The 22,854-nt window shown below is 73.7% G+C and carries 19 protein-coding genes; 13 read left to right on the top strand and 6 right to left on the bottom strand.

The window, feature by feature from the left end:
- Positions 1-75: 75 nt before the first annotated feature.
- Positions 76-306: a DUF4287 domain-containing protein gene (locus ABT403_RS32515; RefSeq protein ID WP_042812614.1), complete on the bottom strand. Its 231-nt coding sequence runs from the start codon at positions 304-306 to the stop codon at positions 76-78.
- A gap of 101 nt (positions 307-407) precedes the next feature.
- On the opposite strand from ABT403_RS32515, the gene ABT403_RS32510 reads away from it, so the two are divergent.
- Positions 408-758, top strand: a complete 351-nt coding sequence (locus ABT403_RS32510) for a hypothetical protein (protein WP_344168611.1) — start codon at positions 408-410, stop codon at positions 756-758.
- On the opposite strand, the gene ABT403_RS32505 is transcribed toward ABT403_RS32510, so the two are convergent.
- From ABT403_RS32505 to ABT403_RS32495, 3 genes are all read right to left on the bottom strand, one after another.
- Entirely contained in the window at positions 742-1,545 is an 804-nt protein-coding gene (locus ABT403_RS32505; RefSeq protein WP_344168797.1) for a hypothetical protein, read from the bottom strand. The two genes, ABT403_RS32510 and ABT403_RS32505, sit on opposite strands and share 17 nt — an antisense overlap.
- Before the next feature lie 328 nt (positions 1,546-1,873).
- Entirely contained in the window at positions 1,874-3,094 is a 1,221-nt protein-coding gene (locus ABT403_RS32500) for an acetyl-CoA C-acetyltransferase (RefSeq protein WP_344168614.1), read from the bottom strand.
- A 153-nt stretch (positions 3,095-3,247) separates the two neighbouring features.
- Positions 3,248-4,261, bottom strand: coding sequence for an SGNH/GDSL hydrolase family protein (locus ABT403_RS32495; RefSeq protein WP_344168618.1), 1,014 nt, complete (start codon positions 4,259-4,261; stop codon positions 3,248-3,250).
- A gap of 125 nt (positions 4,262-4,386) precedes the next feature.
- On the opposite strand from ABT403_RS32495, the gene ABT403_RS32490 reads away from it, so the two are divergent.
- Positions 4,387-5,772 carry a cystathionine beta-synthase gene (locus ABT403_RS32490; RefSeq protein WP_344168800.1) on the top strand — a complete coding sequence of 462 codons (1,386 nt, stop codon included), beginning with the start codon at positions 4,387-4,389 and terminating at the stop codon, positions 5,770-5,772.
- Positions 5,773-6,307: 535 nt separating this feature from the next.
- Positions 6,308-7,150, top strand: a complete 843-nt coding sequence (locus ABT403_RS32485) for a MurR/RpiR family transcriptional regulator (protein WP_344168621.1) — start codon at positions 6,308-6,310, stop codon at positions 7,148-7,150.
- A 31-nt stretch (positions 7,151-7,181) separates the two neighbouring features.
- Here ABT403_RS32485 and ABT403_RS32480 read toward each other — a convergent pair whose 3' ends face one another.
- Positions 7,182-8,696 carry a type III PLP-dependent enzyme domain-containing protein gene (locus ABT403_RS32480; protein WP_344168624.1) on the bottom strand — a complete coding sequence of 505 codons (1,515 nt, stop codon included), beginning with the start codon at positions 8,694-8,696 and terminating at the stop codon, positions 7,182-7,184.
- A 105-nt stretch (positions 8,697-8,801) separates the two neighbouring features.
- Here ABT403_RS32480 and hutU point away from each other — a divergent pair, with 105 nt between their 5' ends.
- From hutU to ABT403_RS32440, 8 genes are all read left to right on the top strand, one after another.
- Positions 8,802-10,466 carry a urocanate hydratase gene (hutU, locus tag ABT403_RS32475; RefSeq protein ID WP_344168627.1) on the top strand — a complete coding sequence of 555 codons (1,665 nt, stop codon included), beginning with the start codon at positions 8,802-8,804 and terminating at the stop codon, positions 10,464-10,466.
- 119 nt (positions 10,467-10,585) lie between these two features.
- Positions 10,586-11,776, top strand: a complete 1,191-nt coding sequence (locus ABT403_RS32470; protein ID WP_344168803.1) for an allantoate amidohydrolase — start codon at positions 10,586-10,588, stop codon at positions 11,774-11,776.
- Positions 11,776-13,116, top strand: coding sequence for a formimidoylglutamate deiminase (locus ABT403_RS32465; protein ID WP_344168806.1), 1,341 nt, complete (start codon positions 11,776-11,778; stop codon positions 13,114-13,116). Before ABT403_RS32470 ends, ABT403_RS32465 begins: the two co-directional genes overlap by 1 nt.
- A gap of 55 nt (positions 13,117-13,171) precedes the next feature.
- Entirely contained in the window at positions 13,172-14,350 is a 1,179-nt protein-coding gene (gene hutI, locus ABT403_RS32460) for an imidazolonepropionase (RefSeq protein WP_344168631.1), read from the top strand.
- Positions 14,351-14,527: 177 nt separating this feature from the next.
- Positions 14,528-15,211, top strand: coding sequence for an LPXTG cell wall anchor domain-containing protein (locus tag ABT403_RS32455; protein ID WP_344168634.1), 684 nt, complete (start codon positions 14,528-14,530; stop codon positions 15,209-15,211).
- A 15-nt stretch (positions 15,212-15,226) separates the two neighbouring features.
- Entirely contained in the window at positions 15,227-16,255 is a 1,029-nt protein-coding gene (locus ABT403_RS32450) for a hypothetical protein (protein ID WP_344168637.1), read from the top strand.
- Complete coding sequence (locus tag ABT403_RS32445) at positions 16,252-17,385, top strand: hypothetical protein (RefSeq protein ID WP_344168640.1); 1,134 nt, start codon at positions 16,252-16,254, stop codon at positions 17,383-17,385. Before ABT403_RS32450 ends, ABT403_RS32445 begins: the two co-directional genes overlap by 4 nt.
- On the top strand, positions 17,382-18,779 hold the full coding sequence (locus ABT403_RS32440) for a hypothetical protein (RefSeq protein WP_344168643.1): 1,398 nt from the start codon (positions 17,382-17,384) through the stop codon (positions 18,777-18,779). Before ABT403_RS32445 ends, ABT403_RS32440 begins: the two co-directional genes overlap by 4 nt.
- 75 nt (positions 18,780-18,854) lie before the next feature.
- On the opposite strand, the gene ABT403_RS32435 is transcribed toward ABT403_RS32440, so the two are convergent.
- A complete protein-coding gene (locus ABT403_RS32435; RefSeq protein WP_344168646.1) occupies positions 18,855-20,375 on the bottom strand; it encodes a peptide MFS transporter in 1,521 nt (506 codons plus the stop codon).
- A gap of 471 nt (positions 20,376-20,846) precedes the next feature.
- Here ABT403_RS32435 and ABT403_RS32430 point away from each other — a divergent pair, with 471 nt between their 5' ends.
- Positions 20,847-21,524, top strand: a complete 678-nt coding sequence (locus ABT403_RS32430; RefSeq protein WP_042812873.1) for a response regulator transcription factor — start codon at positions 20,847-20,849, stop codon at positions 21,522-21,524.
- 58 nt (positions 21,525-21,582) lie between these two features.
- Entirely contained in the window at positions 21,583-22,848 is a 1,266-nt protein-coding gene (locus ABT403_RS32425) for a sensor histidine kinase (RefSeq protein WP_344168652.1), read from the top strand.
- Positions 22,849-22,854: the final 6 nt, after the last annotated feature.

The raw sequence follows: 22,854 nt of genomic DNA, 5'->3' as shown, positions 1-22,854 counted from the left end.
GGGGAAGGCCCCGCGAGCGACGCTCGCGGGGCCTTCCCGCATCTCGGGGGTTTCCTGGGGCAAGGGGGCCTGGGTTCAGCCGAACCGGCGGGCCGCTCTGCGCAGCCCGTACTCGTGGACGATCGCCTTCGCCTGGCCGTGCGACAGCTCGTGCGCGCCGAGCAGCCAGTTGACCTTCTCCTCGAACCGGAGGAGGGAGGGGCCCTCGTCGACGGTACGGAGCCAGTCGGAGATCTCACGACCGGTGGTCTGGGGGATTCTGTCGATCATGTTGCGGTGGGTCTGCTCGGAGAACTCAACGGACATGGGCGCCTCCGGGGGTATCGCCGTGCTGTTCTCTTCACTGCACCGTGCCGGAGAGTTCGCCCGTTGGCAATGGCGCGGTGGCGGCGCGTAAGGTCGGCCGGGTGCTCGATACCTCGCCCCTGATCGCCGCCGTGGAGCGTTTCGCCGACCGGCTGCGGGCCGCCCCGCAGAGCCGGCTCCAGCGCGGAGCCGCCGCGCAGGCCCTGGAACTGGCCCGTGAGCTGGCCGCCGCGGCGCAGCGGCTGGAGGACCCGTCGGGGGCGGCTCCGGCGCGCGTGATGCCGGACGAGGGGGTCTTCGTCGTCGGGGACCAGGTGGCCGTGGCCGGCCTGGACCTGGCCGAGGCGCTGCGCGCGGCCGGGACGGGCCCCGGACGCGCGAAGGCCCCGTCCGAGATGCTGGACGAGGCCGTGGCGCTGGTGGAGCGGGCGGAAGTCAGAGCGATGCGATGACGCGGTCCGCGAGGATGTAGACGTTGCTGTCCGGGTCCTCGGCGTCCCCGCAGGAGAAGGTCAGGGCGTAGGCGCCGGAGATGCCCGAGCCGCCCAGCAGGACCGGGGCCGTGCCCGAGCGCAGGGCCTCGGCGAGGCGCTCCGCCGTCTCCCGGTGGCCCGGGGTCATGCACAGCGTGGTGCCGTCCGCGAACACGTACACGTCGAGGGTGCCCAGCGGGCCGGGACGGACGTCCGCGAGGGCCGTACGGGCCTCCGCGAGCTCCTCCAGGCGGCTGACGGTGCGCTCGTGGTCGGCGCCGGGGTGCGGCTGCACCGGGACGAAGTCGGGGTGCGACGGGTGGCGCCGGCGGGCCGCGGCCAGTTCGGCCGAATCCTCCGGGTACTCGTCGGCGAGGTCGTCGCCCAGGACGGGCTCCAGGCCGACCAGGTCCGCCTGCCGGGGCAGGAAGACGGGGCCGTCCTCGCCCAGCCCCGGCAGCCCGCCCAGCAGGCTGGGGGCGTCGGCGGCGTCACGGGCCTCCTGCGCGGCCCAGAAGGCCCGCGCCTCGGCCAGCTCGCGCTCGCGCTCCTCGGCGAGGGCGGCGGCCACGGCGGCTCGTATCTCGGCGGCGGGGGACTCGACGGCGCTGCGGGCGTGCGGGACGCTCGCGCCGCGGGCGTGGGCCGGCAGGGCGAGCTCATCGCGCAGGGCCGACACCTGCTTGCGCAGTCCGTGTACGGCGTGCAGCGCAGCAGCGCCCACGGCCGTGGCAGCGGCCGTGGTCAGCAGCAGGGCAAGAGACATGGCGCTCACTGACTAACTCCTGATTGATTCGATCCCCCGACTTCCTACATCAGCTTGTCCTGTGCTGGGAATGGCGTGCAGTGCATTACGTCATGAATTGGACAGGTCTTTCGTCCTTGGGGCCGCAGGGGGATGACGTCTGACCTGGGCAAATGCCGATCCCCCAGGACAAAGGTCACATCCTGGGGGAGATTCGGTCACAGGTCGGCCGCGACGGGATTAGACCTGATGTCAGTACACCGTATGGATCTAGAGGATCCCTTGCGGCAGCTGGGGGCCCGGCTGGAGCGGTACCGAACCCCTCACTCTGCGCGCTGTGTTCCGGGTCTCAGCTGAGGCGCTCGATGACCATGGCCATGCCCTGGCCGCCGCCGACGCACATGGTCTCCAGACCGAACTGCTTGTCGTGGAACTGGAGGCTGTTGATCAGGGTGCCGGTGATCCGCGCACCGGTCATCCCGAACGGGTGACCGACGGCGATGGCCCCGCCGTTGACGTTCAGCTTGTCGAGGGGGATCTCCAGATCCCGGTAGGACGGGATGACCTGGGCCGCGAAGGCCTCGTTGATCTCGAACAGGTCGATGTCGCCGACGGTCAGCCCGGCCCGCTTCAGCGCCTGCTTCGAGGCCTCGACCGGGCCCAGGCCCATGATCTCGGGGGACAGGGCGGTCACACCGGTGGACACGATCCGCGCCAGCGGGGTCAGGCCCAGCTCCCGTGCCTTGGTGTCGCTCATGATGACGAGGGCGGCGGCGCCGTCGTTCAGCGGGCAGCAGTTGCCGGCCGTGACCAGGCCGTCGGGGCGGAAGACGGGCTTGAGGCCCTCCACGCCCTCCAGCGTGACGCCGGCGCGCGGGCCGTCGTCCTTGCTGACGACCGTGCCGTCCGGGGTGGTCACCGGGGTGATCTCGCGGGCCCAGAAGCCGTTCTTGATGGCCTCCTCGGCGAGGTTCTGCGAACGCACGCCGAACTCGTCCATGTCCCGGCGGGTCACGCCCTTGAGGCGGGCCAGGTTCTCGGCGGTCTGGCCCATGGAGATGTAGGCGTCGGGGACGAGGCCGTCCTCGCGCGGGTCGTGCCAGTCGCTGCCCTCGCTCTGCGCGACGGCGGCCGTGCGGGCCTCGGCGTCGGCGAAGAGCGGGTTGTGGGTGCCGGGCAGCCCGTCGGAGGAACCGTTGACGAACCGCGACACCGTCTCGACGCCGGCGGAGATGAAGACGTCGCCCTCGCCCGCCTTGATGGCGTGCAGCGCCATGCGGGAGGTCTGGAGGGAGGAGGAACAGTAGCGGGTGATCGTGGTGCCGGGCAGGTAGTCCATGCCCATCTGCACCGCGACGATACGGGCCAGGTTGTGGCCCTGCTCCCCGCCGGGCAGGCCACAGCCGAGCATCAGGTCGTCGATCTGGCGCGGGTCCAGCTCGGGGACCTTGGCGAGGGCGGCCTGGATGATCGTGGCGGTCAGGTCGTCCGGTCGGACGTCCTTGAGGGACCCCTTGCCGGCGCGCCCGATGGGGGAGCGGGCGGTGGAAACGATGACGGCTTCGGGCATCGGGACTCCAAGGGGTGTGCGTCGTTGCGGGACCGCAAGCGAAGTTACCGCCCCGTACGGTCGAGGTCACCGGGGCGGACGTGTGATGCCCGTCGCTCCGGCCGGGCGGAACGGCCGACCGGGGCCGGGGCTGGCCCCCCGCCTTCCCCCGCCTCACCCCGCCGTCGTCGACGGTGCCGCCGGTTCGCGGGTCGGTTCCGCCGGGAGGCGCCGGCGGCGGCGGTGTTTCAGGAGGGCCCACGGGCCGCGGCCCGCCGTGACCTCCGTGCCCGGTTCGCCCGCCGCCGCCGAGGCGGCCTTGGCCACCGGGAGCATGTCCTCGTTGCGGGAGACGTCCAGCCGGTCCGACTCGGGCCACACGCCCAGCGCCGCGCACAGCGTCGGCAGGACGGCCATCGCCGCCGTCGCGTACCCCTCCGCCGACGGGTGGTAGGAGTCCGGGCCGAACATCTCCCGGGGGTTCGCCGCGAACTCCGGGCCCAGCATGTCGCCCATCGAGACCGTCCGCGCCCCCAGCGCGACCACCCCGATCGTCTGCGCGGCCGCCAGCTGCCGGGAGACGCGCCGGGCCATCCACCGCAGCGGCTGGTACACCGGCTCGATCGTGCCCAGGTCGGGGCAGGTGCCGACCACCACCTCCGACCCCGCCAGCCGCAGCCGCCGTACGGCGGCCGTCAGCAGCCGGACCGACTGCGTCAGCGGCATCCGCCGGGTCACGTCGTTCGCCCCGATGATGACCACGGACACGTCCGGCGCCGGCCCGTCCCCGTCCAGCAGCAGCGACACCTGGCGGTCGAGGTCGTCCGACATGGCACCCGAGAGGGCCACGTTGCGCAGCTCCACCGGCCGCTCCGCCACCGCCGCCAGCCCCGACGCCAGCAGCGCCCCCGGCGTCTGCCGGGCCCGGCGCACGCCCAGGCCGGCCGCCGTCGAGTCGCCCAGCATCGCCATCCGCAGCGGCCCCGGGCTCAGCTCCGGCCCGCCGAACTCGCCGCCGTAGAGGCCGTCCGCGCGCGGGGGATCCGGCAGGCCCGTCCCCACCGTCCGCTTGGCGAACTGGACCTCCGCCAGCACCAGCCCGACCGCGGCCACTCCGGCCAGCCCGAGTCCGCCCCCGCCGTAGGCCGCCCCCGCCGCGATCCGGCGGGCCGTTCTCGCTCTGGACACCTCTCAGGCCACCTCCTCGGTCGTGTTGACCTTCCTGCCCCGTACTGCCGGTCGGCCAATCCCTTTCGGCATACTCTGGCCGGACCTCCCGGAGAACCCGTGGAGTCCCCTTCTTGGAGAACATGGTGCAATTCCACGACTCGATGATCAGCCTCGTCGGCAACACCCCGCTGGTGAAGCTCAACCGTGTGACCGAAGGCCTGCAGGCCACCGTGCTGGCCAAGGTCGAGTACTTCAACCCCGGCGGTTCCGTGAAGGACCGGATCGCCGTCCGGATGATCGAGGCCGCCGAGCAGAGCGGTGCCCTCAAGCCGGGTGGCACCATCGTGGAGCCGACCAGCGGCAACACGGGCGTAGGACTCGCCATCGTGGCCCAGCAGAAGGGCTACAAGTGCATCTTCGTCTGCCCTGACAAGGTCTCCCTCGACAAGATCAACGTGCTGCGCGCGTACGGCGCCGAGGTCGTGGTCTGCCCGACCGCCGTCGATCCCGAGCACCCGGACTCGTACTACAACGTGTCCGACCGCCTGGTCCGGGAGACCCCGGGCGCCTGGAAGCCGGACCAGTACAGCAACCCGAACAACCCCCGTTCGCACTACGAGACCACCGGCCCCGAGCTGTGGGAGCAGACGGACGGGAAGATCACGCACTTCGTGGCGGGCGTCGGCACCGGCGGCACGATCTCCGGCACCGGCAACTACCTCAAGGAGGTGTCCGGTGGGAAGGTCAAGGTCATCGGCGCCGACCCGGAGGGCTCCGTCTACTCCGGCGGCAGCGGCCGCCCGTACCTGGTCGAGGGCGTCGGCGAGGACTTCTGGCCCACCGCCTACGACCCGAACGTGACCGACGAGATCATCGCGGTGTCCGACAAGGACTCCTTCCAGATGACCCGCCGCCTCGCGAAGGAGGAGGGCCTGCTGGTCGGCGGTTCCTGCGGCATGGCGGTCGTCGCCGCGCTGCGCGCCGCCGAGGGGCTGGGCCCGGACGACGTGGTCGTCGTCCTGCTGCCGGACAGCGGCCGCGGCTACCTCAGCAAGATCTTCTCGGACGAGTGGATGGCCGGCCACGGCTTCCTCGAGGAGGCCGGTCCGGCCGCGCGCATCGGCGCCGTCCTCGCGGACAAGGAGGGCGGCATCCCGTCGCTCGTCCACATGCACCCGGAGGAGACGGTCGGTCAGGCCATCGAGGTGCTGCGGGAGTACGGCGTCTCGCAGATGCCGATCGTCAAGCCGGGCGCCGGGCACCCCGACGTGATGGCCGCCGAGGTCATCGGCTCGGTCGTGGAGAAGGAGCTCCTCGCGGCGCTGTTCGCGCAGCGCGCCTCGCTCGGCGACCCGCTGGAGAAGCACATGAGCGCGCCGCTGCCGCAGGTCGGTTCCGGCGAGCCGGTCTCCGAACTGATGTCCGTGCTCGGTGAGGCGGACGCGGCCATCGTGCTGGTCGAGGGCAAGCCGACCGGTGTGGTGAGCCGTCAGGACCTGCTGGCCTTCCTGGCGAAGACCGCGAAGTAGGAGGACGTCCGGCGGGGTCCGTTCCCGGCCCTTGGCGCAAACGGTACGGCCCCGACATGTGGCGGCAGCACCCGCTTAACACGGCACCGGCACAGTGGTCCTGTCGGCCGGAGGGCCCGGGGGACCGGGTGCCGGGGCCGGCGCCATGTGTGGCGTCAGCGCTGCTTCGGAGCGGCTCCCGGAGTGTGCCGGCGCCCCAGGACGCGGACGGCCCTGACCCGGCCCGTGTCCCCGGCGGGGCCGCCGTCGTCCCGTCCCCCGGGCCCGCCCGGGGGGCCGGCGGCCCCGCCGGTTCCTTTGCCCGGGGCGGCGGGGGCCGCTGCGCGGAGCCGCCTCCCCGCCCCGTTCTTTCCCCGCCCCGCCCTTTCCCCGTTTCCAGGGGCTCCGCCCCGGACCCCGTGCCTCGGAGGCCGGCGGGGCTCTTCCGTCCCGGGCCGGCTCCCTTCCCGTATCGCGGTCACCGGCTTGCCGTGCTGCATAACCACATGCAGAGTGCACCCTGACTGAATATCTCACTCGGACGGAGGGGACGGCGATGAGCGACGGCCCGGCCGCGCGGCTGCAGAAGCTCTTCGAGGGGCACCGGCTGACGCCGACCCAGCGGCGGATCGCGCACTGCATGGTGCGCGGCGCCGCGGAGGTGCCCTTCCTGTCGAGCGTGGAGCTCGCCGAGCTGGCCGGGGTGAGCCAGCCCTCGGTGACCCGGTTCGCGGTGGCCCTCGGCTTTGACGGCTACCCCGCGCTGCGGCGCCACCTGCGCGAGGTGGCGCCGGCCGAGCCGCCGAGGGCGGCGCGCGAGGAGTCGTACAACGAGTACCAGCAGGCCGTCGAGGGCGAGATCGAGAACCTGCGGCGGCTGGCGACGATGCTGGCGGACCCGTCGCCGGTGGAGGAGGCGGGCCGGCTGCTCGCCGGGTCGTCCCCGCTGCCGGTGCTCGGGCTGCGGGCGGCGTCCTCGCAGGCGCGCGGTTTCGCGTACTTCGCCGCCAAGGTGCACCCGGACGTACGCCTCCTCGACGAGGGCGGCTCGATGCTCGCCGACCGGATCGACGCGGTGGCCGCCGCCGGGGGGTCGGCGCTGCTGTGCTTCGCCCTGCCGCGGCACCCGCGCGAGGTGGTGGAGGCCCTGGAGCACGCGCGGGGGGCCGGGCTGAAGACGGTGACGGTGGCCGATTCGGCGTTCGCGCCCGTCGCCCGGTACTCGGACCTGCTGATCCCGGCCCCGGTCGGCACCGGGCTGGCCTTCGACACGGCGTGCGCGCCGATGCTGCTGGGCCGGGTCCTGCTGGAGGCCATGGCGGACGCGCTGCCGGACGCGCAGGCCCGCCTGGAGTCCTTCGACGCCCGGGCCGCGGCACGCGGGCTGTTCGTGGACTGACCCCGGGCCCACCGCTCCGCCGCCCGATGACTTAGAGCAGGGCGTCGCGGAAGGCGCCTCCCGCCTCCGCCACCAGCTCCTCCGCCGTCTGCGCGGGGCGGGCCAGGGTGAAGCGGACGTCGCCCCCGGCCCCGGTGGTGAAGCCGTGGACGGACGGGCGGGGCAGGCTGTTGTAGCCGTAGTGGGCGGTGAAGAAGTACGCGCCGGTGTCCGGGACGGCGATCAGGTCGCCCGGGGCCAGCTCGGGCAGCTCCCGGGCGGTGGCCAGCAGGTCCCCGGCGAAGCAGGCCGGGCCCGCGATGTCCTGGGGCGTCGGGGCGCCGGTCTTGGGGGCGCCCTTGGCGTCGTACGGGAGGATCCGCAGGGGCCAGGCCGCCGGGGCGTAGACGGTGCGGGTGGCCACCTGGACCCCGGCGTGGGTGAGGGCGATCCGGCGGCCCCCGGAGGTCTTGGTGTACTCGACGCGGGCCAGCACCGTGCCGTGCTTGGCCAGCAGGGACCGGCCGAACTCCGTGACCAGCCCGTACGAGCCGTCGAACAGGGCCGGGACGGCCTCGCGCAGGGCGGCGGCGTAGGCGGCGTAGGTGGGGGTCTCCTCGTCCGAGGTGAAGTTGACGGGCAGGCCGCCGCCGATGTCGAGGGTGTCGACCTGCCGGCGTCCGGCGGCCGCGTTGATCTCCTCGGCCAGGGCGTGCAGTTCGCGCACGCCCTCGGCGATCAGGGGCAGCGGCAGGCCCTGGGAGCCCGAGTGGGCGTGCAGCCGGGTGAGCCAGGGCCGGTCCAGGTAGGCCCGTACGAGGCGTTCGCGTGCGCCGGGGTCGCGCAGGCCGATGCCGAACTTGGAGGTGGCGGTGGCGGTGGAGAGGGCGTCGATGGTGCCGGCGCCGGTCTGGGGGTTGACCCGTACGCCGACCGGGGGGCGGGCCGGGCCGCCGGGGGCGGCCAGCAGGGCGTCGAGGCGTTCCAGTTCCTGGTGGTTGTCGGCGTTGACGGCGATCCCGAGGGCGAGGGCCTCGCGCAGTTCGCCGGCGGTCTTGGCGGGGGAGTCCAGCACCGTCCGCCCGGCCGGGATCCCGGCGGCGCGGGCCAGCGCGAGCTCGCCGGCGCTGGCCACCTCGCAGCCGAGGCCGCAGTCGGAGAGCAGCCGCAGTACGGGGACCAGCGGGGCGGCCTTGGCGGCGAAGGCGTGCAGGACGGGTGTCCCGGGGGCCGTGACGGCGTCGAAGGCGGCGGTCAGGGCGGCGGCGGAGGCCCGGATCCCGGCGGTGTCCAGCAGGCAGACCAGCGGCTCGGCGTCCAGCAGCCCCTGCTCCACGGCAGCCCGCACGGCCCGGTCACGCCGCCCGGCGGCGGCCCGCGCACCGGCGGCCCGCGCGTCGGCGTCCGGCCCGGCGGCTTCCCGCCCGGTGGCGGCCGCCCGTGCGGCAGTCCCCCGGCCGGCGGCGTCATGCCGCGCGGCTCCGCCCCGGGCGGTGGGCTCCCGGGCGGTGGTGTCCCCGTACTCGGCGGCGCTCGGCCGACCGGCTTCGTCCCCCAAGGCGTCCATGCCCGCCATCCCATCACCCCGCGGACTCGCGCGCAGCTGTTGACTGGATCTATTCAAGACGCCAGGATGTGAATAGATAGACCAACATTCGGAGGAGGCACCGCCATGTCAGGACCCCGCCCCGTACGGGCAGCGCGAGGCACCGAGCTCAGCACCCTGGGATGGCAGCAGGAGGCCGCCCTCCGCATGCTGCAGAACAACCTCGACCCCGAGGTCGCGGAGCACCCCGACAAGCTCGTCGTCTACGGCGGCACCGGCAAGGCGGCCCGCGACTGGCGCTCCTTCGACGCGATGGTCCGCACCCTCCAGACCCTCAAGCAGGACGAGACCATGCTGGTCCAGTCCGGCCGCCCGGTCGGCGTGATGCAGACCCACGAGTGGGCGCCGCGCGTCCTGCTCGCCAACTCCAACCTGGTCGGCGACTGGGCCAACTGGGAGGAGTTCCGCCGCCTGGAGCACCTCGGCCTGACCATGTACGGCCAGATGACCGCCGGTTCCTGGATCTACATCGGCACCCAGGGCATCCTCCAGGGCACCTACGAGACCTTCGCCGCCGTCGCCGCCAAGAAGTTCGGCGGCACCCTGGCCGGCACCATCACCCTCACCGCCGGCCTCGGCGGCATGGGCGGCGCCCAGCCGCTGGCCGTGACGATGAACGACGGCGTCGCCATCTGCATCGACGTCGACCCGCGCGCCATCGAGCGCCGCATCGAGCACCGCTACCTCGACGTCAAGGCCGACGACCTGCGGCACGCCCTCCAGCTGGCCGTCGAGGCGCGCGACGCCCGCAAGCCGCTCTCCATCGGCCTCCTCGGCAACGCCGCCGAGCTGCTCCCGCAGATGCTCGCCGAGGGCGCCCCGATCGACATCGTGACGGACCAGACCTCCGCCCACGACCCGCTCTCCTACCTCCCGGTCGGCGTCGACTTCGACGACATGGCGGCGTACGCGGCCAAGGACCCGGCCGGCTTCACCACCCGCGCCCGCGAGTCCATGGCCAAGCACGTCGAGGCCATGGTCGGCTTCATGGACGCCGGCGCCGAGGTCTTCGACTACGGCAACTCCATCCGCGGCGAGGCCCAGCTGGCCGGCTACGACCGCGCGTTCGCCTTCCCCGGCTTCGTCCCCGCCTACATCCGCCCGCTCTTCTGCGAGGGCAAGGGCCCCTTCCGCTGGGCGGCCCTGTCCGGCGAGGCCTCGGACATCGCCAAGACGGACAAGGCGATGCTGGAGCTCTTCCCGGAGAACGAGTCCCTGCACCGCTGGATCAAGATGGCCGGCGAGCGGGTCCACTTCCAGGGCCTGCCGGCGCGCATCTGCTGGCTCGGCTACGGCGAGCGCGACAAGGCCGGCGAGCGCTTCAACGAGATGGTCGCCGACGGCACCCTCGCCGCCCCGCTGGCCATCGGCCGCGACCACCTCGACTGCGGCTCGGTGGCCTCCCCGTACCGCGAGACCGAGGCCATGCTCGACGGCTCCGACGCGATCGCCGACTGGCCGCTGCTCAACGCCATGGTCAACGTGGCCTCCGGCGCCTCCTGGGTCTCGATCCACCACGGCGGCGGCGTCGGCATGGGCCGCTCGATCCACGCGGGCCAGGTCACCGTCGCCGACGGCACCAAGCTCGCGGGCGAGAAGATCCGCCGCGTCCTCACCAACGACCCGAGCATGGGCGTCATCCGCCACGTCGACGCCGGCTACGACATCGCCGAGACGGTCGCCGACGAGCGCGGCGTCCGCGTCCCCATGCGCGAGGGTGACTCCGCGTGACCCGGTCCAGCGGCACCGGCGCGGGCGAGGCGCACGGGGGCTCCGCCCCGGGCCCCCGCCCCGCCACCCCCGCCCCCGCCGCCGCGCGCGGCGGGGGCCGCCCCACCTCGTTCCACGCCATGTGGGACGAGCTCCGTCCCGTCGGCCGGCACGCCGACAGCGGCGGCTACCGCCGCTTCGCGTGGACCGGGGCCGACGCCGACTGCCGGGCCTGGTTCCGGGCGCAGGCCGAGTCCCGGGGCCTCGCCTACGAGGTCGACCGCAACGGCAACCAGTGGGCCTGGCTCGGCGACCCCCTGGCCGGTGACGCCGTCGTCACCGGCTCCCACCTGGACTCCGTCCCCGACGGCGGCGCCTTCGACGGCCCCCTCGGCGTGGTGTCCTCCTTCGCGGCCCTGGACGAGCTCCGGGCACGCGGCGCGGCCCTCACCCGCCCCCTCGCCATCACCAACTTCGGTGACGAGGAGGGGGCCCGCTTCGGCCTCGCCTGCGTCGGCTCCCGGCTCGCCGCCGGGCAGCTGACGAAGGAGAAGGCGTACGAGCTCCGCGACGCCGACGGGACCACCCTCCCGCAGGCCATGGAGCGCGCCGGCTACGACCCGCAGGCCATCGGCGCCGACCCCGAGCGGCTCGCCCGCATCGGCGCCTTCGTCGAACTGCACGTGGAACAGGGCCGCGCCCTCGACCTGTCCGGCGACCGGGTCGGCATCGCCTCCGCGATCTGGCCGCACGGCCGCTGGCGCTTCGACTTCCACGGCGAGGCCAACCACGCCGGCACCACCCGCCTCGTCGACCGCCGCGACCCGATGCTCACGTACGCGGAGACCGTCCTGGCCGCCCGCCGGGAGGCCGCCCTCGCCGGGGCCGTCGCCACCTTCGGGAAGATCTCCGTCGAGCCCAACGGGGTCAACGCCATCCCCTCCCTCGTGCGCGGCTGGCTCGACTCCCGGGCCGCCGACCAGGCCACCCTCGACACCGTCGTCACCGCCGTCGAGAAGGCCGCCCGCGAGCAGGCCGAGCGCGAAGGCGTCTCCCTCGACGTGGTCCGGGAGTCCTTCACCCCGGTCGTCGAGTTCGAGCACGCCCTGCGCGACGAGCTGAACCGGATCCTGGGCGGGGCCGTCCCCGTCCTCGGCACCGGGGCGGGACACGACGCCGGAATCCTCTCCGCCGCCGTCCCGACCGCGATGCTGTTCGTACGCAACCCCACCGGCGTCTCCCACTCCCCGCGGGAGTTCGCCGCCGAGGACGACTGCGTGGCCGGAGTCCTCGCCCTCGCCGACGTACTGGAAGGTCTAGCGTGTCGTTGATCGCGCGGAAGACGTACTGGCTGGAACACGCCTGGCTCGGCGACCTCGTCGAGCCGGGCGTCGCCCTCGACGTCACGGCCGACGGCCGGATCGGCGGCGTGCGCACCGGGGCGGCCACCCCGCCCCCCGGCGCGGAGGTGCTGCGCGGCCTGACCCTCCCGGGCCTGGCCAACGCGCACTCCCACGCCTTCCACCGGGCGCTGCGCTCCACCGTCCAGGTCGGCTCGGGCACCTTCTGGACCTGGCGCGAGGTCATGTACGGCGTCGCCCAGAACCTCACCCCCGACAGCTACTTCGCCCTCGCCCGGGCCGTGTACGCGGAGATGGCGCTGGCCGGCATCACCAACGTCGGCGAGTTCCACTACGTCCACCACGCCCCCGGCGGCACCCCGTACGCCGACCCCAACGCGATGGGCGAGGCGCTGATCGAGGCGGCCGCGGCGGCCGGCATCCGCATCACCCTCCTCGACACCGCCTACCTGGCCGCCGGCTTCGGCGAGGCCCCCAACCCGCACCAGCTGCGCTTCTCCGACGGCACCGCCGAGGCCTGGGCCGAGCGGGTCTCCGCCCTCAAGCCCCGCGAGCACGCGCTGATCGGCGCGGCGGTGCACTCCGTACGGGCCGTCCCGGCCGGCCAGCTGGCCACCGTCGCATCGTGGGCGCAGCAGCGGCAGGCCCCGCTGCACGTGCACCTGTCCGAGCAGACGGCGGAGAACGACGCCTGCCTCGCCGCGCACGGCCGCACCCCGACGCAGCTGCTCGCCGACCACGGCGTGCTGGGCCCCGGCACCACGGGCGTCCACAACACGCACCTGACGGACGAGGACATCGCCCTGCTCGGCGGCACCACCACCGGCACCTGCATGTGCCCGACCACCGAACGCGACCTCGCCGACGGCATCGGCCCGGCCGGCCGGCTCCAGCGCGCGGGCAGCCCGCTGTCCCTGGGCAGCGACAGCCACGCGGTGATCGACCTGCTGGAGGAGGCGCGGGCGATGGAGCTGAACGAGCGGCTGCGCAGCCGCACGCGCGGCCACTGGACGGCGAACGCCCTCCTGACGGCCGCCACCGCCGACGGCCACGCCTCCCTGGGCCGCCCGGACGCGGGCCGGCTGTCGCCGGGGGCCCTCGCGGACTTCACGACCATCGCCCTGGACACCGTCCGCACCGCCGGGCCGCTGCCCCGCCTCGGCGCGGAGACGGCCGTCTTCGCCGCCTCGGCCGCCGACGTCCGCCACACGGTGGTGGGCGGCCGCCACGTGGTCCGCGACGGCGCCCACACCCTGGTCGGGGACGTGGCGGGAGCCCTGTCCGAAGCGATCGCCGCCGTCCGGGGCTGACGCGCCCGACCGTCCGGGCGCCTCGCGCCCGAGGCGCACCTCCCGAGAGGAACCCATGACCACCACCGCCATCACCAACATCGGCAGCCTCGTCACCAACGACCCCGCCCTCGGCGACGGATCGCCCCTCGGCCTGATCGAGAACGCCGCCGTGGTCCTGGACGGGGACACCGTCGCCTGGGTCGGCCCCGCCGGCCGGGCGCCCGCCGCCGACACCGCGTTCGACGCCAAGGGCCGCGCCGTCATCCCCGGCTTCGTCGACTCCCACTCCCACCTCGTCTTCGCCGGCGACCGCACCGCCGAGTTCAACGCCCGCATGTCCGGCCGCGCCTACTCCGCCGGCGGCATCCGCACCACCGTCGCCGCCACCCGCGCCGCCACCGACGCCGAGCTGGAGGCCAACCTGGTCCGCCACCTCGACGAGGCCCTGCGCCAGGGCACCACCACCTTCGAGACCAAGTCCGGCTACGGCCTCACCGTCGCCGACGAGGCCCGCGCCCTGCGCATCGCCTCCGCCCACACGGACGAGGTCACCTACCTCGGCGCGCACATCGTCTCCCCCGACTACGCCGACGACCCGGCCGGCTACGTCGACCTCGTCACCGGCGAGATGCTCGCGGCCTGCGCCCCGTACGCCCGCTGGGTGGACGTCTTCTGCGAGAAGGGCGCCTTCGACGGGGACCAGGCCCGGGCGATCCTCACCGCCGGCGCCGCCGCCGGGCTGATCCCCCGCGTCCACGCCAACCAGCTCTCCTACGGCCCCGGCGTGCAGCTGGCCGTGGAGCTGGAGGCCGCCTCCGCCGACCACTGCACCCACCTCACCGACGCCGACGTGGACGCCCTCGCCCAGGCCTCCGCCACCACGGTCGCCACCCTGCTGCCCGGCGCCGAGTTCTCCACCCGCGCCCAGTGGCCCGACGCGCGCCGCCTGATCGACGCGGGGGCGACCGTCGCCCTGTCCACGGACTGCAACCCCGGCTCCTCGTACACGAGTTCCATGCCGTTCTGCATCGCCCTCGCGGTCCGGGACATGCGGATGACCCCCGACGAGGCCCTGTGGTCGGCCACCGCCGGCGGGGCCCGCGCGCTGCGCCGTGCGGACATCGGCCGCCTGGCGCCCGGCGCCCGCGCCGACCTGGCCCTCCTCGACGCCCCCAGCCACGTCCACCTGGCCTACCGGCCGGGCGTCCCGCTGGTGTCGGCCGTCTGGAACCGGGGGGTGCGCGCGGCCTGAAGCGCGGCCCGGGGGCCGTCCCGCAGGCGGCCCGGCGGGCCGCCCGAGGGGTGGTCCGCCGGGCCTTCGAGGCCGGACCGTCCTTTGTCTTCCCTCCGTAAGGTCCCGGGCGTACCTTGAGCCACCAATCTGACATGGCGTCAGTAACCCGTCCCGTGGCCCGAGGGGAAGACGAAGGTGTCCGACCGGAAACGCTCCACCGCGCTCGCGCTGGCCTCCGCGCTGGCCGGATCCGCCGTCCTGTTCGCCGCCCCCGCGGCCCACGCCGACGTGGTCGACGTCCAGTACGACTGCAAGACCCCCATCGGCGACAAGTCGGCGGTCTCGCCCATCGACGTCAAGGCCGTCAAGGAGGGCGACGGCTACAAGCTGACGATGTCCTTCCAGAAGGGCGTCTCCTCCAGCCCCATCGAGCTCGGCAAGGGCGCCATGAACCCCAGCGCCGTCCTCATGGCCGGCGGCGCCGAGCAGGCCTCGATCCCCGTCTCCGGGCCCCCGAACGCCGAGGCCGCGCCCGCCAACACGCCGATCAAGATCAGTGACCTGTCGGGCACCTACACCCCGAAGAAGAGCGGGAAGGTCACCTTCACCGCCGGCGTCCTCACCATCAAGGCCATGGGGACCACGACGACCTGCACCCCCGGCAACAGCCCCAAGCCCTCCCTGGAACTCGACGTGACGGCGGCCGCCGGAGCCCAGCAGGCCCCGCAGTCCTCCGGCGACGGCACCCTCCCGCAGACCGGCCCCGCCGACTCCGCCCTGGCCCTCGGCACCTTCGGCGCCACCGTGGCGCTGTCCGGCGCCGCCGGCCTGCTCTGGCTGACCCGGCGCGGCCGACGGGCCCGGCGGATCCCGTCCTGAACGGAGCGCCCGCCCGTGCTCCACGCCCTCAAGCCCCGTACCCTGCGGCGCCTCACCGTTCTGCTGCTGGCCGCCGCCGCCCTCACCGGGACCCCGGCCACCGCCCTCACCGGGACCCCGGCCGCCGCCGACGACCCCGGCTGGACCGCCGAACCGGCCTCCGGGGGAGCCACCACGGCCCGCCGCCCCTCCTTCTATCTCGCGGGCCCCGCCGGCACCGTGCTGGAGGACCGCCTCGCAATCGCCAACACCGGCGACCGGGAGCGGACCGTCACCCTGCGCGGGGCCGACGCCTACAACACGCCCGACGGGGCCTTCGCCGTCCGCCCCGCCCGAGGGGCACAGGGCGCCGGCGCCTGGATCAGCTTCGGCGCGGCCGCCACCGTCACGCTCCCCGCGCACACCCGCGCGGTGGTCCCCTTCACCGTCACCGTGCCGCCGTCCTCGCCGCCCGGTGACCACCCCGCCGCCGTCGTCGCCGCCGAGGGCGGCCGCGAGGCGGGCGTACGGGTCGACGTGCGCGTCGGCGGTCCCGCCCTGGCGGCCCTCACCGTCGAGGACGTCTCGGTACGCGGCCGGGGCGCGGCCACCGCCGTCGCCTACACCCTCGTCAACCGGGGCAACGTCGCCCTCACCCCCGCGCTCGCCCTGCACGCCGGACGCGCCCTCGGCGGGGCCCTCGACCCCCGCCCCGCCCGCGCCCTGCCGGTCGAGCTGCTGCCCGGCCAGCGGATCACCCTGACCGAGCCCTGGCCGGGCGCGCCCGCCTTCGACCGGGTCTCCCTCCGGCTCACCGTCACCGCCCCCGGCGCCGCCCCGGCCACCGCTACCGCCACGGCCTGGCTGGCGCCCGGGGGGAGCGCCGCCCGGGCCGGAGCCGGCCTGCTGCTCCTCGGCGCGGCCGCGCCCGTCCTCGTACGGGTGCTGCGGCGCGGCCCGCCCGGGCGGCGGCGGGGGGAGCCGCGCGCCGAGCCGCCCGAGCAGGCCGGGGGCCCGAACGCCCCGGCCACGTCCGAACCCGAGCTGACGGGAGCGTCCAGGTGAGCCGCACGTCCGGCCCGAGGGCCGTATCCCGCGCCGGGGCGGCCCTCGCGGCCCTCGCCCTGGCCCTCCTGCCCGCGGCCCCGGCCGCCGCCGCCCCGGCCCCGGCGGTTCCGGCCGCCGCCGTCCCGGCCGCCGCCTCCGCCGAGGGGAAGCCCGCCGTGGCGCTCTCGCTCCAGGAGGCGGCCAAGGGCACCGAGCTCACCGCGACCGGCACCGGCTGGCGGGCCGGAACCCTGGTCATGCTGCTGGTCTGCGGCCAGAACATGATCGGCGGCACCAACAGCTGCGCCAACGCCGACGGAGTGGCCGTCTCGGTCGCCGACGACGGCCGTTTCACGGCCCGGCTGCCGGTCGTGGCACCGCCCAAGCCCTGCCCCTGCGTGGTGAACGTGACCTCGGTCAACGGCGACCAGTCCACCGTCGCCGTCCCGCTGAAGATCACCGACCATCCGGTGGCCGACCTGCCCCCCGAGTCCGGGACCGCCCGGCTCGCCCTGCTCACCGGCGTCCGGCTGAAGGGCGAGGACGGGGTGCTGACCTGGTTCGGGGCCCCGCCGTCGCGGAAGTTCACCGCCACCGTCGGCAACCTCGGCTCGGCCCCCGTCAAGGACCCCGTCTTCCAGCTGGGCACCGCGCACGGGGTGTTCGCCCCGCGGTGGGAGGAGGCCCGCTGGAAGGGCACCATCCCGCCCGGCGGCAAGGCGGAGGTGGGCCTGGACGTGGAGCTGCCGGCGGGCGCGCACGGGGACTACACCGTCTCGCTCAAGTACGGGGAGACCGTCCTGGCCACCCAGCCGTGGGGCGTGGACCGGCCGTACGGGGTGCTGCTCTTCTGGGGGCTGCTGCTGGTGGTGATCCCGACGGCGCTGTTCCGGCTGGGCATGGCCGTCGTGGACCGGGTCCGCCCCCGCGCCGGGACCCCCCGCGCCGGGGCCACCGGTGGCCGCCACCGGGGCGCCGGCCCGCCGCCGGAGGGCGCCGCGGAGGTCACGGCCCGCCTCCCGGGGATCCCGTCGCCGCAGCCCCCGGCGGCCGCTCCGCCCGCCCTTCCGTGGTTCACCCCGGAGCCCCGGCCCCCACAGCCTTCCGCACCGTCCGATCACAGTCCGACGACGAGAGGACCCCAGTGAAGACCCAACGGAGGGCGAGCGCGGCCCTGGTCGCGCTGCTGCTCAGCGGCGCGGGTGTCGCCGTGGCGGCTTCCCCCGCCCAGGCCGCCGAAACCACGTTCAAGGTCAGGTGCGTGCCGCCGGCCGGCGGCGGCGACCCGGTCGAGGGCGAGACCACCGCGCGGATCACCGCACCGGCCACGGCCAAGGTCGGCGACGAGGTCGACGTCTCGTGGGAGACGGTGAAGCCGGCGTCGAACAACACCGACCTGATGGTGATCCCGAAGGACTCGGTCCAGCCCACCGGCTGGCTCACCGCGAGCGACGGGGGAGGCGAGGCCAAGGTCGTCGGGGAGAAGAAGAACCCGGAGATCCCCAAGAAGGCCCCCATGGTCATGTCCGTCATGAAGGGCAAGCTGAAGCTGACCAAGGCCGGCAAGATCACCGTGACCCCCGGCAAGTACGAGGTGGCGGTGACCTTCTCCTTCGGCACGTTCGTCACCAAGTGCGCTCCGGTGGGCGAGGTGAAGGGCGGAGCCGTCATCGACGTCTCGGGCGGCGGGACGGGCGGTACGACGGGCGGCACGACCGGCTCGACGACCACCGGCGGCACCACGGGCGGCTCGACCACCGGCTCCACCACGGGCGGCTCGACGGCCGGCTCCACGGCCGGCGGCTCCACGGGCGGCTCGGCCACGGGCGGCGGGACGGGCGGCTCCACGGGCGGCGGCTCGGCCGGCGGCTCGACCACCGGCGGCTCCGGCGGCCAGACCGACTTCCCCGGCAAGGCGGTGGAGGTCGCCTACGACTGCGGCGCCGTGGTGCCTAATGGCATCAAGACGCCCGTGACCATTAGCGCGAAGAAGAACGGCGGCGACTACGCCCTCACCGTCAAGACCGCCAAGGGCGCGATGGCCAGCCCCATGCAGCTCCCGGCCGGCGCCCTCAAGCCCTCGATGGACATCAAGCTCGGCGGCGCCGACAGCGGCACGGTCAAGGTCACCGGCCCGGCCAACGCCGAGCCGATCCCCAGCGGGGCGCCGGTCAGCCTGACCGACATGACGGGCACTTACAAGCCCGGCAAGTCCGGCAAGGTGACGCTCAGCCCCGACCAGCTGACCATCGACGTCACGATGACCCCGGGCACCACCCCGATCAACGTGCCCTGCAAGGCCACCGGCAGCGGCGTCTCCCTGGAGCTGGACACCACCGCCCAGCCCGGCGGCTCCGGCTCGACCACCGCCGGCCCGTCCGCCGGCGGCTCCTCGGCCGCCGCCTCCGGCGGCCTCGCCGAGACCGGCGCCACGGACGACGGCGGGATCAGGGCCCTGGCCCTGGTCGCCGGCACGGTCGTCCTGCTCGGCGGCGCGGTCTTCACCTTCACCCCCTGGCGCCGCCTGCGCGGCACGAGGTAACCCGGCCCGGAACGGGCGAAGGCCCGGCACACCGTCCGGTGTGCCGGGCCTTCGCTCACCCCTGGGGGCGAAAGGTCACTTCATGTCGCCCATCAGGGCGTCGACCTTCTTGCGGTACATGTAGATCGCGAGACCGGCGATCACGGCGGCGGCCGCCTGGAAGAGGATCACGCCGACGCCGTCCAGCTTCACGTCGGCCAGGCCGAGCAGACCGGTGACGCAGTCACCGGCGGTGACGGCGAGGAACCACACGCCCATCATCTGGGAGGCGTACTTCTGCGGCGCCATCTTCGTGGTGACCGAGAGGCCGACCGGGGACAGGCACAGCTCGGCGACGGTCTGCACCAGGAAGATCAGCACCAGCCACCACATGGTGACCTTGGTGTCGTTGCCGGCGGTCTGGTTCAGCGGAATCGCGAAGAGGAAGAACGAGAAGCCCACGAGGACCAGGGCCCCGGAGAACTTCACGATGGTGCTGGGCTCGCGGTTGCGGCGGGCCAGAACCACCCACAGGGCGGCGAAGACCGGGGCCAGGGCCACCACGAAGAGCGGGTTGAGCGCCTGGAAGATGACGGTGGGGACTTCCCAGCCGAACAGGCTGCGCTCGGAGTTCTTGTCACCGAACAGGGAGAGGGTCGAACCACCCTGGTCGTAGATCATCCAGAACACGGCGGCGGCCACGAAGAACCAGATGTAGGCGCTCATCCGGGACTGCTCACCGGCCGACAGGTCCTTGTCGCGCTTGATGCGCACGAGGACGGCGACCGGGATGATCAGACCGGCGATGGTGATCGGGTACAGGGCCCACTTGATGGTGAACATGCCCGCGACGGCCACGGCGCCGTAGAAGACGGCGATGACGGCCAGAACGGCGAGGGCCTTGAGGATGACGGCCTTGCGCTCCGCCGGGGACAGCGGGTTCGGGACGACGCTGCTCTCGGGGTTCAGGGTGCGGGCGGCGAGCAGGTAGATCACCAGGCCGACGCCCATGCCGATGGCGGCGAGCAGGAAGCCGAGGTGCCAGTTGACGGTCTCGCCGATGGTGCCGATCACGAGCGGCGCCGCGAAGGCACCGACGTTGATGCCGATGTAGAAGATCGTGAAGCCACTGTCGCGGCGCGAGTCGTCCAGGCCCTTGTACAGGTGGCCGACCATCGTGGAGATGTTGGCCTTCAGCAGACCGGAGCCGAGCGCGACGAGCAGCAGACCGACGAAGAACGCGATCTGGCCGGGGAGGGCCAGCGAGACGTGGCCCGCCATGATCACGCCGCCGGCGATGGCGACCGTCTTGCGGGCGCCCCAGACGCGGTCACCGAACCAGCCGCCGGGCATGGCCATGAGGTAGACCATCGCCACGTACACGGAGTAGATCGCCGTGGCCGTCGCGGCCGTGAAGGCGAGGCCCCCGCCCTGGCTGCCGGTCGCGGCGTCGGCGCCGCCGGAGACCAAGTACAGAACGAGAAGCGCACGCATGCCGTAGTAGGAGAAGCGCTCCCACATCTCGGTCATGAACAGCGTGGCCAGGCCAACGGGGTGGCCGAGGAAGGTCTTCTCGTGAGCTGCGCTCGGCGAGGCCTTCGTCAGGCTGGAAGCCATGGTCGATCCTTGTTTGCTCGGGACGCTTGGCTTCGTGAGCTGTTCAGCGCCCGGTGGGGGGTGGCCGGCACCGGCGACGGATGTCCCACCCCACGCCCTGGGGTCTCGTTCCCCGCAGTGTCGGGGTGACGGAGCAGCCGTAACCGGGATCCACGCCCTGCACGCCTCCTCGCGCGCCGGGCCCGGCCCATAGGTCATTCACTGTCATCTGGGCCGGATGAAACCGGCCAGAGCAGAATTTGAGGTTCTTGGCTCGGATTTGAGCGCAAATATCCCCTCGATAGTGCATCGGGCGTTCCGCCACCATACGACAGGGGACCGATGCATATGGAAGGGCTTGAGATATGGATCACAGGATTCCGGGGAACCGATCCATCAAGTTCGAAGGCCGATAGTAGTTAATAACCCCAGTTCGAGAGGGGTACGCAGGCAGGCGCCTCCTTTGAGCCGCCGCGGACTACCATCACCCACATGACGCGTGTACTGCTCGCCGAGGACGACGCATCCATCTCGGAACCCCTGGCCCGCGCCCTGCGCCGCGAGGGCTACGAGGTCGAGGTCCGCGAGGACGGCCCCACCGCCCTCGAGGCCGGACTGCAGGGCGGCGTCGATCTCGTCGTCCTGGACCTCGGACTGCCCGGAATGGACGGCCTGGAGGTGGCCCGGCGACTGCGCGCCGAGGGCCACGGCTTCCCCATCCTGGTCCTGACCGCCCGGGCCGACGAGGTCGACACGGTGGTCGGCCTGGACGCCGGCGCCGACGACTACGTGACCAAGCCCTTCCGCCTCGCCGAGCTGCTGGCCCGCGTACGGGCCCTGCTGCGGCGCGGCGCCAACGACGCCGCCCAGGCCCCCGCCACCCACGGGGTGCGCATCGACGTCGAGTCCCACCGCGCGTGGATGGGCGAGGAGGAGCTCCAGCTCACCGCCAAGGAGTTCGACCTGCTGCGCGTCCTGGTCCGCGACGCCGGCCGGGTCGTCACCCGCGACCAGCTGATGCGCGAGGTCTGGGACACCACCTGGTGGTCCTCCACCAAGACCCTCGACATGCACATCTCCTGGCTGCGCAAGAAGCTGGGCGACGACGCCGCCAACCCCCGCTACATCGCCACCGTCCGCGGCGTCGGCTTCCGCTTCGAGAAGAGCTGACGCGGCGGGCCCCGCAGGCCGTCGGAGCGCGTTCGTCCGTTAGGGCATGCTCTAGGACATGCGCCGCCGTCTGATCAACTCCACGCTCGCCGTGGTCCTCGTCGTGATCGCCGTGTTCGGGGTCTCCCTCGTCATCGTGGAGACCCGGACCATCACCAGCAGCGCCCAGGACCGCATCGGCTCCGAGGCGCTGCGCCTGCTGGGCGTCGTCGAGGCCGACGCCCTGGAGCACCGGAAGGTCGACGCCGGCTCACTGTCCGAACAGCTCGACGTCGGCACCTACGCCCGCATCACCGTCCCCGGGCAACCGGTCGTCGAGGTCGGCGACCGCATCGAGGACAACGTCATCCGGGGCACCGCGCGCGGCGAGCAGGGCGAGGTCGTGGTCGTCGAGGAGTCCCGCTCCACCGTCACCCGCGAGGTCGGCCGCACTCTGGCCGTGGTCGGCGCGGTGGCGCTGCTGGCCGTCGTCGCCGCCGTGCTGCTCGCCGTCCGCCAGGCCAACCGGCTGGCCTCGCCCCTCACCGACCTCGCCGAGACGGCCGAACGGCTCGGCTCCGGCGACCCCCGGCCCCGGCACAAGCGCTACGGGGTCCCCGAGCTGGACCGCGTCGCCGACGTCCTCGACGCCAGCGCCGAACGCATCGCGCGGATGCTCACCGCCGAACGCCGCCTCGCCGCCGACGCCTCCCACCAGCTGCGCACCCCCCTCACCGCGCTGTCGATGCGGCTGGAGGAGATCACGGTCACCGACGACCTGGAGACCGTACGGGAGGAGGCGACCATCGCCCTCACCCAGGTGGAGCGGCTCACGGACGTGGTCGAGCGGCTGCTGACGAACTCCCGCGACCCCCGTACCGGCTCCGCCGTCCCCTTCGACCTCGACGAGGTCGTCAAACAGCAGGTCGAGGAGTGGCGGCCCGCCTACCGCAGCGCCGGCCGGGCCGTCGTCCGCTCCGGGAAGACCGGCATGCGGGCCGTCGGCACCCCCGGAGCCGTCTCCCAGGTCCTCGCCACCCTCGTCGAGAACGCCCTCATGCACGGCGGCGGCACCGTCGCCCTGCGCACCCGCGTCACCGGCAACCAGGCCGTCATCGAGGTCACCGACGAGGGTCCCGGCGTCCCGCCCGACCTCGGCAACCGGATCTTCGAGCGGGCCATCAGCGGCCGCAACTCCACCGGCATCGGCCTGGCCGTCGCCCGCGACCTCGCGGAAGCGGACGGCGGCCGCCTGGAGCTCCTCCAGAGTCAGCCGCCGGTCTTCGCGCTCTTCCTCAGCCGTACCGCCCCCGAGCGCGCGGAGCCGGAACGGACGGTCAGGTGACCGCCG

The organism is Streptomyces sp. NPDC000075, from assembly GCF_040301925.1.
Lineage (GTDB): Bacteria > Actinomycetota > Actinomycetes > Streptomycetales > Streptomycetaceae > Streptomyces > Streptomyces polychromogenes.
This window is presented reverse-complemented; position numbering and strand designations above follow the sequence as displayed.